Below are 14,416 nucleotides of genomic sequence, written 5' to 3'. Positions count from 1 at the left end.
CGAGAGTAGGAAGGCTCTCTATTTTGGCGCGGGCCAAAAAATCGGGAACGCGAGCAGTACTGTGGCGGGCTATTCCTTAAAGAGCCCTCGCTATGTCCATTGCTGAAAACCCTTACGCACCGCCGCAAGCCGATCTCACCCTCGCAGCGGCCCGGCCCGCTGCCTTTTTTGTGGTGGCCCACCGCAAGCTGCTGGTGATGATGCTGTTGTCCTACGGCCTTTATGGCTTTTACTGGTTGTATAAGCACTGGGATGCCTATCGCAGCGCTACCGGTGCCAGAGTGCTGCCTGTGGTTCGGGCATTTTTTTCAATTTTTTTTGCTTATTCGCTCGTCCTGAAAATCAAGCGGGCGCTCGATTTGAAAGATGCGTCCTATCGATGGTGGCCTCGTTGCTTCGCCCTGGGCTGGATAGGCTGCGCCTTTTTACCCTATACCTACATCTGGTTTGTATCGCCTTTGACGGTAGTAAAAGTGGGTGTCTGCTTCACCATTGTTCAAGTTGCCCTGATGGTGCAGATTCAGCTTGCGGTGAACCACCTTGAGGATGATCCAAAAGGCGAAGCCAACAGCCGTTTTACATGGGCCAACGGAATTTGGATCGTCATAGGCGTGAGTTTGTGGGCGCTGGGAATAGCGTCTGCGTTCCTTACCGCTTAGTAGACGTGAGCTTGCTCGCGAAGGGCCAGCAGTCGCCGCGTGCATGCAGAATGCACGCGTATTTGTTGATGTTTTTCTAGCGTTCATCAGAGGTTCTGCAAAAACACCACATACCCCCGAAACCACTCACTCCCCTTCAAATACTCCGGCTCCTCCCACGCCCCGCCCTGGATCAAACCAATCTTGAACGCCAGCCCCAACCGATTCATACGCGGTAAATACGCCGCGTAATCCGGGATGCTGTGGCGGCCTTGATACGTTTGCACCACCACCTCATCCACCACGCCCTTGAGTTGGGCGATGGCGGCCGGGTCGGCGTTGCTGCTCCAGTCCATCAGGCCGGTGATGCTCAGGCGCAGGTCGGCGGGCAGGCGGTGGCGCAGGTCGCGCAGGAAGTCGGCGTATTCGTGCAGGTATTGGGTGCGGGCGTCGAAGTCGATCTGGATACCGACCACCGGGTTGCCCGCGTCGCGCCAGCGTTGCACCTGGCCGAGCAGTTGGGTGTAGACCCGTTCCGGCCAATGCAGGGTGTGGGCGCGGTAGACCACCCAGACTTCACCTTGAGTGATGCGCGGCACGCTGATGCCCTGGGCGATAAATTGCACGCCGCGTTGGGGCGCGCGGCGCGTTGAGTTGATCTGGCCCTGGAGGATGTACAGGGTTTTCGCCTGTTTGAGTACCGGCTGGGGCGTGACGCCGCTCCACAGCCAGAAGGCGTCATAGTCGCGAGCGTCGACGGCGGCGAAGGCCGGGCTTGCCAGCAACAGCAAGCCCAGCCACAGCTTTTTCACCAGTAGTACTGCAGGGATTTGCCCCACTGGGTGTCGCCAAACCCGGTCTTGAGTTGGCGGAACCAGGCTTTGCGCACAGCCGGTTCCACGTCCTGGCCGCCGCAGCTGTTATAGCCGGCCGGCGCGTAGCAGTTGATGGCGCGGAACAGCGCGTAAGCCTTGTCGTTCTTCGGCGCCTTGGCATTGGCGATGACCTGCTTGTAACCGTCGAGGCGCGAGAAGGTTTCTCCTTTGAAGTCCGACGCGGTGCTGCCCAGGCTACCGGCGGCGCGGGCCTGTTCCAGGGGCATGCCGTCCAAGTTGTTGCGCAGGATGAACTCGCCGAAGCAGTTCAGGGCTTGCGGGTTTTTCGCGTCAGCCTGCAACGCCGCTGCGGTTTGCGCGATGCTCGGGCAGGCGTAGCCGGATTCGGCTTTGTCACCGCTCCACTGGAACAACTTCAGGGTCTGGTTGCCGCTGTAGACATAACCCAGGCTGGCGCCCAATTTGTCCTCAGTGGGCGAGGCGGGCAGTTGCTTGAGATCTTCGGCGAAGGTGGCGTACTGGCCGCGCAGCAGGTCTTTATAAAGCAGGACGAATTGCGCGGTCTGGCGCTCCAGCGGATCGCTGGCCTGGGCGATCTGCTGGCGCAGTAACTCAGGCCCAGCGACGTTGCGCAGCAGAATGTAGCGCACCTGCTTGGCACTGATGGGCGAGTCGCTGGCAAACACCTTGGCTAATTGGCCGCTGCGTTCGTAGTTCATGGCTAGGGCCAGTTCCAGTTGGTCACGTTGCAATGGCAACTTGGCCTGAGCGAGCAGTTTCAGCCACAGTGCTTCGGCGCTTTTCCAGTCCTTTTTATCTTCAAGCGCCAATGCACGCAGCGTCTGTTGGCTGAAGGCGAAATAATCCAGGTTCGACGGCATGTCCTGGGGTAGGTGCTTCAAGGCGGTGTCGGGCTGATGCTCGACGTACAGCGCAAAGGCCGCCTGCAGGTAGTCGTACAGTGCTGGCGTGTTGGCAAACGTGGCTTTCTGCTGGGCGAGGGCTTCGCGGGTCAGGCGTGGCGGAGTGTTGGCGCGCATCAGCATCAGATCGGTGACGGTTTGCAGCAGCGGCTCTTTGAGGTTGGCGCTGTTGACCATCAGCAGCTTGAGGTCGGCTTCTTCCACCAGTTCGTCCACCGACACATTGCGCTGGGCGTCGGTGGCTTGGGTCAACTGCCAGGCGAAGTCTTCAGCCAGTTTGTCGTTGTCGTCCGCCAGCCAGTGCACGCGGCGCAGCAGGCCGTGGGCGGACGTCGCGTAGACACCTTGTGGATAAGTGTTCAGGTAGCCCAGAAACCCAGCTTCCGCCTGGCCCAGTGCAGACTTATCCACATGCTCAAGCTGCGGCATGCCGTACTCATCGAAGGCCTCAGCTTGAGCCTGGTTGAGTGAATTGCGCGCGGTCATGTACAGCGCGGTCTCCTTCAGCCAAGGGATCGTCGACAGGTTGGCGGCGGCGAATCCGCGTTCGGCGTCACTGAAGCGGCCGCTGTAGAAGTCAGCGGCGGCTTGCAGGTAGGTGCGAAAGAGCAGGCCGTGGGCGGACTCGATAGGATCGGTCACCACCTGGCCATCCCAGTCGCAGGTGGTGAGCAATTGCAGGCGAGCCTTCACCAGCGTCGTGCGCTCGGTACTCGGCATGTCGGCGTTGATGACCTGGCTGATAAACGCGGTAGCGCTGTCATCGTCATTGCTGCGGCAGCGGCTGCCTTCGCCGTCGACGAAGGCTTCGCCAGCGGTCTTGTACTCTTCGCGCTTGATCCCCAGACCGGTCAACAAGGTGTCCAGCTCGGCGGTGGGCGATTGGTCGGAGTCGGGCTGCGTCTCTGCGCTTGGGGCGGGTATCAGGCGATACACCGGAAACGGCACCGGGCCAAAGCCCTGGGACAGATCATCTTCACTCAGCGCGTTGGGCGTCAGCGCCGCGTTCTTTTTGTCGGCCAGCAATAGGCGCAGGTTGGCCCGGCTGTCATTGCCAGGGCTCAGAAACGGTAGGTTGTTGCAGGGATCGAGGCTGTCACGTGACACCCGCCAGTCCGGGTAGCACGAATCGTCTGAACTGGCCTGGGCCGGCAGGGAAACACTGGCCAGCAGGGCCAATGCCAGGGGTGACAGAAAACCGATGCGCATGACGTGTCCTTGATCCTGAGTCCTTGGAGGGAGGCAATCATAGCCTGATCCGACGCGTGCTTCGTTGAAGCCCTACACAAATTGCCGATTTGTCCGATTCCAGCAGCGACTCAGGGGCTTTTGTCCTAGAGTGGCGGGAGTTTGCACATGAGCAATCAAGGCAGTGGCAGGGGAATCGGGGTGCGTCGGTCTGTGGTAGAGCAAAATGAAAAGGTCGGGGCGTTGCCCGCAATCAACCGTCTCACGTGGGAGGGGGCTGCTTGGCTGAGCCGTCTTTGGTGGGTGCCGATCCTGGCGTTGGCCATGGCCCTGCGGTTTTATCACCTCACGTCGGCGGCGATCTGGGGAGATGAAGGTTCCAGCCTGCTGCTCAGTGAGTACGCCCTTGGCGACTTGTGGTTTCACGCCGCCCATGATGTGCACCCGCCGCTGTATTTCTTCCTGCTGCGCGGCTGGATCGAGCTGTTTGGCGACAGCATCTGGTCAATTCGCGGCATGAGCGCCATTCCCGGTGTCATTGCGGTGGGGCTGGGCATCTGGCTGACGCGGCAACTGTCCACCCGTCGCGCTGCAGTGCTGGCGGGCGTGCTGCTGGCCCTGCTGCCGACCGCCGTGCGCTACAGCCAGGAAGTGCGCATGTATTCACTGCTCGGTGTGTGGCTGCTGGGTGCCACGCTGGCGTTGGTCTACTGGGTGCGCCAACCTGAGCGCACGCGATACATGGCGGTGTATGTACTGCTGATGAGTGCCGGGTTTTATACCCACTACTTCACGGCGCTATGCGTGCTGGTGCATTGGGCGTACCTGGGGCTGTTGAGTGCCGCCCCCGGTCAGCGTTTGATCAAGCGCCCGGCGTGGTGGGGCGCCAATGTCGTGATTGTGTTGCTGTACCTGCCCTGGTTGCCGAACTTGCTGGACCTGGTGCAACACGTCGACCAGCTCAAAGTGGGCGGTGACATTGGCTGGGAAGAACCGGTCAACCTGCTGTCCCTGCCGTCGATGATCTGGCAGTTCGTGCTGCAGGATGAAGGTGTTGGTTTCTGGCCGCCGCTGTTCTGGCTGTTTCCGTTGCTGCTGGTCGCGGTCGTCGTGGTGACCGCCTGGCGCGACCGCGAGCGCTATCGACCGGCGAGCCTGCTGGCGTTGTTCTTTCTGCTGCCGCTGCTGCTGGTCTACGCCGTGTCGTTTATTTCACCGGTGTTTATCGAGCGTTATCTCACGGTGTACGCCCTGGCTTTGCCGATCCTGCTGGCGCTGGCCATCGACCGTTTGTCGTGGCTGGGTGCGGCGGTGTTTGTACTGTTTGTGGGCGTGGAGCTGGTGGGGCTGAAGAACAACTTCGCTGTGGATGAACACGACCAGTTCAACGTGCCCGTGGAATTCGTCAACCGTAACTACCAGGAAGACGACCGCATCGTGCTCAGCGACATGATGTGGTACCTCAGCTACGTGTATTACGACCAGACCGATGCCCAGTTGCAGCTCTACACCCCGCCAAAACCCGATGGCACGCCGACCCGTCCCAACGCCTACGGCTTCGGCACCCTGGTGGACCAGGACGGTGGCCGTATATACCTCGACCACTTGTCGGCATTGCCCGAAGGCACCCGCCGCGTTTGGCTGATCAGCAGCAACGAAGCCCCGGACGATTTCGCCCCACTGCCTGCGGGCTGGCGCGAACTCAGCCGCCAGGACGGTGGTGGCGCCAGGGCGCGGTTGTTCGTGCTGTGCAACGCGCCATCGGCGCAACCCGAGGGCTGCCGCTAGACTCGTTTCAACCGCCTTTATCAGGAGCTCATCATGGAATCGCCTGTGCACAGCTTGTCGTCATTGTTCAAACAGCTGGGCCTGCCGGATGACCCGGTGAGCATCGAAAAGTTTGTGTCCGTTCACTCGCCACTCAAGTCTGAGCTGCATCTGGCGGACGCGTTTTTCTGGACGGGCAGTCAACGGGCGTTTTTGCGTGAGGAGATTCTGGAGGATGCGGATTGGGCTGAAGTGGTGGATGAGTTGAACTTGATCTTGAGGGGTGGGCGAGGCTAGGAAGAATCCTATCGACTAAGCGGAAGTGGACGATAGTGGCCAGAGGGAGAGCCCCGTTACTAATAGGCGCTGACTCTCTCCTCTGGACGCTATATGAAACGTCTGATCCCTCACGACGAAATTGAGAAATATGATCTCGGAAAAATCGAAAGTCCCTATTTTGCGCGAATAAGTATCAGGGAATTTTTTCGCGTTCCTTATACGTTGCCTGGACTGAGCGAATTGCTTAGGCAGTGCAATATCTCTTCTGCCTGCTGCTCCGCAGAAAAAGACCAACGGCGCGTTTTGGAGAAGCTGGCCGCCGGTGATTGGTTATTTGTGATGGACCGTCCTTTTCTCCCTTTAAGCAGGGAGTGTCGCGTCAAGTACGGACACTTAATGGGGCGTCGACTGTATGTCGGGCCCGGCAAGTGGGAGAAGGTAAGCGTCGATTACGACGGCATCAAAAATACCGCTATCCTCACCGCCAATCGCTTAATTTCCGCAGGTGATGAAGGGCGGGTATTTTTATCGGATGGGAAAGATCTCGCAAACACCACACGAGTTATGACCCAGCGATGGGTAAGGCTGGACAGTGGGGATGATCAGCTTGGCCACCAATCAGTTGAACGTAGATATGGAGAACTACGGCATATAAAACAACGTTATCTGGAGGGAGACGACAACTGGCAGGTCGGTGGTAAGTCGTGGTATTGGCAGCCTGTCACGCCGGATGTGGCCTATGAATACAAGGAAGAAGAAACGTGATGCGCAAGCGTGTTTTTTGGTTTTGGGGAGCCATGGATGCTTTTCTTTTGATTCGATATGCAGTCACCAGTGTAATGGGAGGAAGAATTCCTTATTTAAGCGATATTGAGAATGCGTCATGGCTGCTGCGTGAGCACAGTGTGGTGCAGTTCTACATGTTCGTTTTTGCCATGCTGTTGCAAGTTTCCATTGTCATCTCCTGCGTATTGTTTTTTCTTGGCCGTGAGAGCGTTAAGTGGGTTGTCTACGTTCAAACTCCCTTCCGATTGGCTTTTATTGTGCCTTCCGTTTCGCTGTTGCTTGTAGGCGCTCAACTTTTTCGCGATTACAACCTGGTATTGATGGCCGTGTTAGTGGTCGTTTCCGAAGGAGTGAAGGTCTGGAGTGTCTGGCGATGGGGCAAAAAATCTTGAAGGGCGGTGTGGCAGATATCGCGTTCGTGCGGATGGCCAGCCAAAAATCCGCTTTACTCATCCCATACCCTTCCACCCATCCGCAAAATTGTTTCAAAACTTGACGCATCCTCCTCCTTCCACCATATTGATAGTTAGCAAACTAACTGTATGCGAACTATCCAGTGCCTCAATCCCTCGAACAACTCCAGATGAACCTCAGCAGCAGCATGGTGGTGGGCGCCCGTAATTGGCGCAAAATCTGCCAGACCACGCTGGTGAGCTATGGCATCTCCGAAGCCTGCGCCGTGCCGCTGTTGATGATCGGCCGCTTGGGCGACGGTGTGCACCAGGTCAAAGTTGCCCAGGCATCCGGTATGGAGAGCCCATCCCTGGTGCGCCTGCTCGATCGCCTGTGCAGTGACGGCTACGTATGCCGCACCGAAGATGTCCACGACCGTCGCGCCAAGGCCTTGAGCCTCACCGAGCGTGGCCGTGAGCTGGTGCAAGCGGTGGAAGTCCAATTGGTGCGCCTGCGCCGTGAAGTGCTGGCGGACATCGACTCCACCGATATGGAAGCCGCGCTGCGTGTGCTGCGGGCCTTTGAGGCAGCGACGCTTTGAACGGATTCTTTACCGGTTTTCCGCCGGCCCGCGACTGGTTCTACGGCGTGCGTACTTTCGCCGCGTCGATGATCGCGCTCTATATCGCCATGCTGATGCAAATGCCGCGTCCGTACTGGGCGATGGCCACGGTGTACATCGTCTCCAGCCCGTTTGTCGGCCCCACCAGTTCCAAGGCCCTGTACCGCGCCATCGGCACCTTGATGGGCGCGGCGGCGGCGGTGTTTTTTGTGCCGATGTTCGTGCAGTCGCCGTACATTTTGGTGGTGGTGATCGCACTGTGGACGGGCACTTTGCTGTTCCTCTCGATGCACCTGCGCACCGCCAACAACTATGCCTTGATGCTCGCTGGCTACACCTTGCCGCTGATCGCCCTGCCGGTGGTGGATAACCCGTTGGCGGTATGGGATGTGGCCGAGGCGCGAACCGAAGAAATCTTCCTCGGTATTGCGGTCGCCGCCGTAGTGGGGGCGATGTTCTGGCCGCGCCGCCTGATGCCCGTGTTCGATGGCTCGGTGGCCAAGTGGTTTGCCGATGCTCAGGTCTACAGCCAACGCTTTCTGACGCGCAATGTGCAGCGTGAAGAAGTCAGCACTTTGCGCAGCGGCATGGTCGCCACCTTCAACACCCTCGAATTGATGATCGGCCAATTGCCTCACGAAGGCGCGCGGCCGCAAACGGTGCGTAACACCAAGGAACTGCGCGGGCGCATGATCCACCTGCTGCCGGTGGTGGATGCCCTCGACGATGCGCTCTACGCCATCGAACATCGGGCGCCGGAATTTCTCGACCGCATCCAGCCGATTCTGGAAGCCACAAGCCAGTGGCTGGAAAACACTCAACAAAGTGCACCGTTGGAAAGCTGGCGCGCCCTGCGTGACCAAGTCGACGCCCTGCAACCCCAAGGCGAGGCGCTGGACGACCGCCACACCCTGCTGTTTTCCAACGCGCTGTATCGCCTGGGCGAATGGATCGACCTGTGGCAAGACTGCCGCAGCCTGCAAGCGGCCATCCAGTGCGAAAGCCAGGACAGCTGGCGCGCCGTGTATCGTCACTGGCGCCTGGGCCGGCTCACGCCATTCCTTGACCGTGGTCTGATGTTCTATTCGGCGTTTTCTACCGTCACCGCGATCATCGTCGCCTCGGTGCTGTGGATTCTGCTGGGCTGGACCGACGGCGGCAGCGCGGTGATTCTGGCCGCCGTGGCGTGCAGCTTCTTCGCCTCGATGGACGATCCGGCGCCACAGATCTACCGGTTCTTTTTCTGGACCGCCATGTCGGTGCTGTTCGCCAGCCTGTACCTGTTTCTGGTGCTGCCCAACCTGCACGATTTCCCGATGCTGGTGCTGGCGTTTGCGGTGCCGTTCATCTGCATCGGTACCCTTACTGTGCAGCCGCGCTTCTACCTGGGCATGTTGCTGACGTTGGTGAACACCTCGTCGTTCATCAGCATCCAGGGTGCCTACGACGCGGACTTTCTCAACTTCGCCAACGTCAACCTCGCCGGGCCCGTGGGCCTGCTGTTTGCGTTTGTGTGGACATTGGTCGCGCGGCCTTTCGGCGCCGAATTCGCCGCCAAGCGCCTGACCCGTTTCAGCTGGCGTGACATCGTCGGCCTCACCGAGCCCGCAACCCTGGCCGAACACCGACACCTCGCCGTGCAGATGCTCGATCGCCTCATGCAGCACCTGCCGCGCCTGGCACTCACCGGCCAGGACACCGGCATCGCCCTGCGCGATTTGCGCGTGGCGCTGAACCTGCTCGACCTGCTGGCGTACTCGCCGCGCATCCTTGGAGTGCCACGGGTGTTGCTCAACCAGGTCGTCGAAGGGGTGGGCGCTTACTTCAAAGCCTGCCTCAAGGCGGGTGAACGCTTGCCCGCGCCCAGCGGTCTGCTGATGACCCTCGACCGCACACGCCGGGCCCTCAACGGCCAGGGTCTGCAAGACGAGGACGATACTCGCCTGCACCTGTTGCACGCCCTGGCCGGCCTGCGCCTGGCGTTGTTGCCTGGCGTCGAATTTATTGGCGGCACCGAGATGGAGGCGCCGTTGCCTGATGGAGCGCCTTTATGATCGGTGATCTGGATATCAGCGGGGTGTTCCTGCCCACGCTGCTGGTGCTGATGGGCATTACGTACGTGTTGTTTCTGGTGGTGCACGGGCTGTTGACGCGCATGCACTTCTACCGCCTGGTCTGGCACCGGGCATTGTTCAATGTGGGGCTCTACGCGCTGTTGCTGGGCGCGGTGGACTCACTCAGTCGATACCTGATGACATGAAAAAACCTTTTTTGACCATCGGCCGTGTAGTCCTGACGCTGCTGATCGTGAGCTTCGCGGTCGTCGTTGTGTGGCGCATGGTCATGTACTACATGTTTGCGCCCTGGACCCGCGACGGGCACATCCGTGCCGACATCGTGCAGATCGCCCCGGACGTGTCCGGGCTCATCCAGCGCGTGGACGTGCGCGACAACCAGTTGGTGACCAAGGGCCAGGTGCTGTTTGCCGTCGACCAGGACCGCTTCAAGCTGGCCCTGCGCCAAGCCCAGGCCGCCGTGGCCGACCGCCAGGAAACCCTGGCCCAGGCCCAGCGCGAGTACAAGCGTAACCGTGGCCTCGGCAACCTGGTGCCCAGCGAGCAACTGGAAGAAAGCCAGTCCCGCGTGGCCCGTGCCCAGTCGGCCCTGGCTGAAGCGCAAGTGACGGTGGATTCGGCCCAACTGAACCTGGATCGCTCAGTAATCCGCAGCCCGGTGGACGGCTACGTCAACGACCGGGCGCCGCGTAACCAGGAATTCGTCACCGCCGGCCGGCCGGTACTGTCAGTGGTGGACAGCAATTCCTTCCATATCGATGGCTATTTCGAGGAGACCAAACTCGACGGCATCCACGTCGGTATGGCGGTGGATATCCGCGTGATCGGTGATAACTCTCGCTTGCGCGGCCACGTGCAGAGCATCGTCGCCGGTATCGAAGATCGCGACCGCAGCAGCGGCTCCAACCTGTTGCCCAACGTCAACCCGGCGTTTAGCTGGGTGCGCCTGGCCCAGCGGATTCCGGTACGCATCGCCTTTGACGACGTGCCGGCGGACTTCCGCATGATCGCCGGGCGTACGGCCACGGTTTCGATCATTGGCGACAAGCCCAATGACGGAGCCACGCCATGAAGCAACTGTTGGCAACCGCCGCGTTGGGTTTGCTGCTGTCGGCCTGCCAAGTGGTAGGCCCGGACTACCAGTTGCCGGACAAGGCCGCGGTCAACCGTGGCGACCTGCAAGGGCAACTCGCGGGCGAGGGCTCTAACGTGGTGTCAGCACCGGTGCCGACCGACTGGTGGAAACTCTACAAAGACCCGCGCCTGGATGAGCTGGTGCGCCAGGCCATGGCGTCCAACACCGACTTGCGCGTGGCCGCTGCCAATTTGCAGCGCGCGCGGTTCCAGACCCAACAGGCTGAATCCGCCGGCGGCTGGAGCCTCGGCGCCAAGGCTGAGGCGCAGCGCCTGCAGGAGTCCGGCGAAGCATTTTTGCTGGCCGACAAAGTGCCGGTGGGTAACATCGGCAGCGTCGGCATTACCACCTCGTATCAATTCGATCTGTTCGGCACCTTGCAACGGGGCATCGAAAGCGCCCAGGCCAGCGCCGATGCCGCTCAGGCCGCTGCCGATATCGCGCGCATCACCCTAGTGGCCGATGTGGTGCGTTCCTACACCCAGGTGTGTGCGGCCAACGAAGAGCTGGCGATTGCCAACGAGTCCCTGGACTTGCAAGCCCAGAGCACCAAGCTGACCCAACGCCTGCGTGACGCCGGCCGTGGCGATGAAACCCAGGTCACCCGCTCGCAAACCCAGTACAAATCCCTTCGCGCCGACATGCCGCGCTACGAAGCTGCGCGCCAGGCCGGGCTGTTCCGCCTGTCGATGCTGCTGGCCAAGCCGTTGGACCAACTGCCGGCGGGCACCGGCAACTGCGCCGAGCTGCCGCACATTGCCCAGTTGTTGCCTGTGGGTGACGGCGCGGCGCTGCTCAAGCGGCGTCCCGATGTGCGCCAGGCCGAACGCCAATTGGCCGCTGCTACCGCACGTATCGGCGTGGCCACCGGCGCCCTGTACCCAGACATCGCCATCGGCGCCACCGTGGGCACCGTCGGTTTGCTCGACAACCTCGGCACGCCTGCGACCAACCGCTGGGGTTTTGGCCCGATGATCAGCTGGACCGTGCCGACCAACGGCGCCCGGGCCCGCGTCCACGAAGCCGAAGCCGCCACCCAGGGCGCCCTGGCGCATTTCGATGGGGTGGTGCTCAACGCCATTCGCGAAACCCAGACCGGTCTGGCGCAATACACCGCGCAACTGCAACGCCGTGATGCGTTGGCCGAAGCCGGCGAGTCGGCCAAGGAAGCGGCGGGGCAGACCCATCGCTTCTTCCAGGCCGGCCGCGCGTCGTTCCTGGCCGACCTGCAAGCCACCCGCACTTACACCGATGTGCGTGCGCAATTGGCGGCGGCAAATACCCAGGTCGCCATGAGCCAGATCGATCTGTTCCTGGCCCTGGGCGGCGGTTGGGAAAGCGGACGAACGCAAGCGTCACAGCCCGGCAAACCCTGAGCGGGTAGCTATGCTTTGTCAGGTGGGCCGCCGTGATGGCCTACCTGACACTGCTCGCGTTTGCTCATGGGGATTCCAATAATGAAAAACCCTTATGCTCCCGCTTTCTGGTGCGTGCTCCTCGCACTGGTGCTGTTATCGGCCGCGTATTTCTACGGCGTCATGCTCGCCCACCAGCTCGACAAGGCCATGGTCTTTCTCGACAGCGCCTGCCTGGTGATCGGCACCTTGTCCATCGGCGTGGTGGCCTGGGCCTCTTACCAAAATCAACGGATCAAGAAAAAACTTCTCGAACAAGGCAAGACCCGCGTGGCGATCTGGGACACCAAGGTCGCGCTCCGGCGTGTGGAAACCGTGTTCGATCGTTATTTCTGGGGCAGTTACTGGCAGCCGGGTCGCACCTTTCAGGAGGTCATGGGCGACCTCACCGGCACCCCCCTGGAAAAAAGCCTCGAAGTCCTGAAAAAACAGTGCGTGGCCCTCGATCAGCAGGTCGCCGATGGTAGGCATTGGCTTAACAATGCGCGTGAATTGTCTGACGTCGCGACGCAGATGGCCCGCGAACGCTACCAACTGGATTTTTGCGACCCCAAGGCCGATACCCCCGGCAACGCGGTGATACACCGCGAATTTGAGGTGTTGGTGTACACCTGGACGGCGCGGCTGAAGAGTTTCGATCACCAACTCGACGAGATCGAACTGGAATACTCGTGAACCAACTGCTCGCCTGAACCTCTGAGAAATCTGGGCCCTTCGCGGCCGCCAGTGCTAATCTTCCCCCGTTTTCGGCGGGCTTGAGCCAACCCCATCGGGGTTCAAGGAAGACAGCCCACTTCTCACAGGATTTGATCAGGTCACTTCATGAATAAGCCAGCAGTCGTTCTTTTGGGTTTTGTTGTCGCCGTAGGCGTCGTCAGTGCAGGCGGCGCCTGGTACACCGGTAAACAACTGGAGCCGGTGCTGCAAACCGCGATCCAGAACGCCAACAAGGAACTGCAGACCTCCATGGCCGGCGTCGATGGCACTGTGGCCCTGGAGCTGGTCTCCCTGGACCGTGGCGTGTTCAGCAGCACCGCCCATTACCGCTTGAAAGGCCAGGGTTCGGTCTTCGGCGAAGAAAACCCTAATCCGGAACTGCTGTTCGTCGACCATATCGAACACGGCCCGCTGCCGTTCTCGCGCCTGGTGACACTCAAGTGGCTGCCGGTCATGGCCACCAGTCACTACGAGCTGGAAAAGAACGCCACCACCGAGAAGTGGTTCGCCGCCGCCAAAGACGTATCGCCACTCAAAGGCGTAGCCAACATTGGTTACACCCGTTCGGTCAACGGCAATATCGAATTGCTGCCCCTGGAGTTCAAAGACGATACGTCTTCGGTGAGCTTCTCCGGCGCGAACATGAATTTCGACAGCACTGCCGAAGGCCAGAAGGTCAAGGCCGACGGCTTCATGAACAGCGTCAAGGTCGCCGCGGTAGACGCCAAGGGCGAGCACTTCGAAGCTGAGCTGTCTGGGCTGACCATCGCCAGCAACCTGGAAAAATCCACCTTCGGCTTCTACACCGGGCAAAACACCGTTGAGCTGACCGACAGCAAGTTCACCTTCGGCCCGCAGAAAGCCGTGCTGACCGTCAAAGGCTTCGAGCAGAAAGACTCCAGCGAAACCAAGGACAACAACCTGGCCGGCCGTGTCGACTACAAGATCGACGAGATCGGCTACCAGGGTAAACCTGTAGGTTCGGCGGCCTTGGCCGTGAGCATGAAGAATGTCGACATCCCGGCCATGCTGGTGCTGACCAAGCTGTACCAGGACAAGATGCAACCGGTGCAAGCCGCCGCCGCAGCCAACCAGCCGGCCCCCGAGCTGCAACTGACTGAAGCCGAGCAAGCCCTGGCTGAAGCCAACGTCAATCAGGTCCTGGCTGCCAAGCCGCAAGTGGCTGTGGAAAACCTGTCGCTGAAAACCACCCACGGTGAAAGCAAGTTCAGCCTGCTGGTAGACCTGGCTAAACCGGTGTCCATGGAGCTGCCGCCAGTTGAGCTGGGCAAGCAGATGATTGCGCTGCTGGATGCCAATCTGACCCTTTCCAAGCCGATGATCGCTGACGTTTCCGCACTGCAAGCCCAACTCGGTGGCGTGACCGACCCGAAAGCCATCGAGCAGCAATCCCAGATGGCCGCCGAGATGGTCAGCGGCATGGCGGTTGGCACGCAGTTGGCAACGTTGGTCGGTAGCGACGTGGTCTCCAAGCTGCACTACGCCAACAATGAAGTGACGTTCAACGGCCAGAAGATGACCGTCGAGCAGTTCATTGGTTTTGTAATGGCCAAAGTTGGTGCGGTCAGCGGCGCACAGTAACGCCTCAACACTCGGCCTCTTCGTGAGGCTGCTTGAAATG

At 60.3% G+C, this 14,416-nt stretch carries 14 protein-coding genes; 12 read left to right on the top strand and 2 right to left on the bottom strand.

Annotated features, from left to right (window positions below; all coding sequences use genetic code 11):
- The first annotated feature begins 92 nt into the window (after window positions 1-92).
- On the top strand, window positions 93-659 hold the full coding sequence (locus tag ACEN2T_RS17055; RefSeq protein ID WP_095186336.1) for a hypothetical protein: 567 nt from the start codon (window positions 93-95) through the stop codon (window positions 657-659).
- Between the two features lie 86 nt (window positions 660-745).
- Here ACEN2T_RS17055 and ACEN2T_RS17050 read toward each other — a convergent pair whose 3' ends face one another.
- Together ACEN2T_RS17050 and ACEN2T_RS17045 are read right to left on the bottom strand one after the other, a co-directional pair.
- Window positions 746-1,450: a DUF3142 domain-containing protein gene (locus ACEN2T_RS17050; RefSeq protein ID WP_095186335.1), complete on the bottom strand. Its 705-nt coding sequence runs from the start codon at window positions 1,448-1,450 to the stop codon at window positions 746-748.
- Window positions 1,447-3,606 (bottom strand): outer membrane assembly lipoprotein YfiO, encoded by a 2,160-nt coding sequence (locus ACEN2T_RS17045; protein WP_442117052.1) that lies wholly within the window; start codon window positions 3,604-3,606, stop codon window positions 1,447-1,449. Before ACEN2T_RS17045 ends, ACEN2T_RS17050 begins: the two co-directional genes overlap by 4 nt.
- A 180-nt stretch (window positions 3,607-3,786) precedes the next feature.
- Between ACEN2T_RS17045 and ACEN2T_RS17040 the strand changes: the two genes are divergently transcribed.
- The 11 genes from ACEN2T_RS17040 to ACEN2T_RS16990 all read left to right on the top strand — a co-directional run bounded on the left by ACEN2T_RS17040 (window position 3,787) and on the right by ACEN2T_RS16990 (window position 14,376).
- Window positions 3,787-5,373, top strand: a complete 1,587-nt coding sequence (locus ACEN2T_RS17040) for a glycosyltransferase family 39 protein (protein ID WP_122764519.1) — start codon at window positions 3,787-3,789, stop codon at window positions 5,371-5,373.
- Window positions 5,374-5,406: 33 nt separating this feature from the next.
- Window positions 5,407-5,649: a DUF2789 domain-containing protein gene (locus tag ACEN2T_RS17035; RefSeq protein WP_442117051.1), complete on the top strand. Its 243-nt coding sequence runs from the start codon at window positions 5,407-5,409 to the stop codon at window positions 5,647-5,649.
- A 93-nt stretch (window positions 5,650-5,742) separates the two neighbouring features.
- The gene (locus ACEN2T_RS17030; RefSeq protein WP_050442798.1) at window positions 5,743-6,396 is read left to right on the top strand and encodes a hypothetical protein; all 654 of its coding nucleotides are present in this window, start codon (window positions 5,743-5,745) and stop codon (window positions 6,394-6,396) included.
- Window positions 6,393-6,809, top strand: coding sequence for a hypothetical protein (locus tag ACEN2T_RS17025; RefSeq protein WP_032884829.1), 417 nt, complete (start codon window positions 6,393-6,395; stop codon window positions 6,807-6,809). Before ACEN2T_RS17030 ends, ACEN2T_RS17025 begins: the two co-directional genes overlap by 4 nt.
- 191 nt (window positions 6,810-7,000) lie before the next feature.
- A complete protein-coding gene (locus ACEN2T_RS17020; protein ID WP_032884831.1) occupies window positions 7,001-7,411 on the top strand; it encodes a MarR family winged helix-turn-helix transcriptional regulator in 411 nt (136 codons plus the stop codon).
- Window positions 7,408-9,486: an FUSC family protein gene (locus tag ACEN2T_RS17015; protein ID WP_032884832.1), complete on the top strand. Its 2,079-nt coding sequence runs from the start codon at window positions 7,408-7,410 to the stop codon at window positions 9,484-9,486. The genes ACEN2T_RS17020 and ACEN2T_RS17015 overlap by 4 nt, the downstream gene beginning before the upstream one ends.
- Window positions 9,483-9,692, top strand: a complete 210-nt coding sequence (locus ACEN2T_RS17010; protein WP_003187469.1) for a DUF1656 domain-containing protein — start codon at window positions 9,483-9,485, stop codon at window positions 9,690-9,692. The genes ACEN2T_RS17015 and ACEN2T_RS17010 overlap by 4 nt, the downstream gene beginning before the upstream one ends.
- Window positions 9,689-10,579, top strand: a complete 891-nt coding sequence (locus ACEN2T_RS17005; RefSeq protein ID WP_442117050.1) for an efflux RND transporter periplasmic adaptor subunit — start codon at window positions 9,689-9,691, stop codon at window positions 10,577-10,579. Before ACEN2T_RS17010 ends, ACEN2T_RS17005 begins: the two co-directional genes overlap by 4 nt.
- Window positions 10,576-12,018 carry an efflux transporter outer membrane subunit gene (locus tag ACEN2T_RS17000; RefSeq protein ID WP_099602106.1) on the top strand — a complete coding sequence of 481 codons (1,443 nt, stop codon included), beginning with the start codon at window positions 10,576-10,578 and terminating at the stop codon, window positions 12,016-12,018. The genes ACEN2T_RS17005 and ACEN2T_RS17000 overlap by 4 nt, the downstream gene beginning before the upstream one ends.
- Before the next feature lie 81 nt (window positions 12,019-12,099).
- Window positions 12,100-12,732 carry a hypothetical protein gene (locus tag ACEN2T_RS16995; protein WP_032884836.1) on the top strand — a complete coding sequence of 211 codons (633 nt, stop codon included), beginning with the start codon at window positions 12,100-12,102 and terminating at the stop codon, window positions 12,730-12,732.
- Window positions 12,733-12,879: 147 nt separating this feature from the next.
- The gene (locus ACEN2T_RS16990; RefSeq protein WP_032884838.1) at window positions 12,880-14,376 is read left to right on the top strand and encodes a YdgA family protein; all 1,497 of its coding nucleotides are present in this window, start codon (window positions 12,880-12,882) and stop codon (window positions 14,374-14,376) included.
- Window positions 14,377-14,416: the final 40 nt, after the last annotated feature.

The organism is Pseudomonas sp. W22_MBD1_FP4, from assembly GCF_052113765.1.
GTDB lineage: Bacteria > Pseudomonadota > Gammaproteobacteria > Pseudomonadales > Pseudomonadaceae > Aquipseudomonas > Aquipseudomonas sivasensis.
This window is presented reverse-complemented; position numbering and strand designations above follow the sequence as displayed.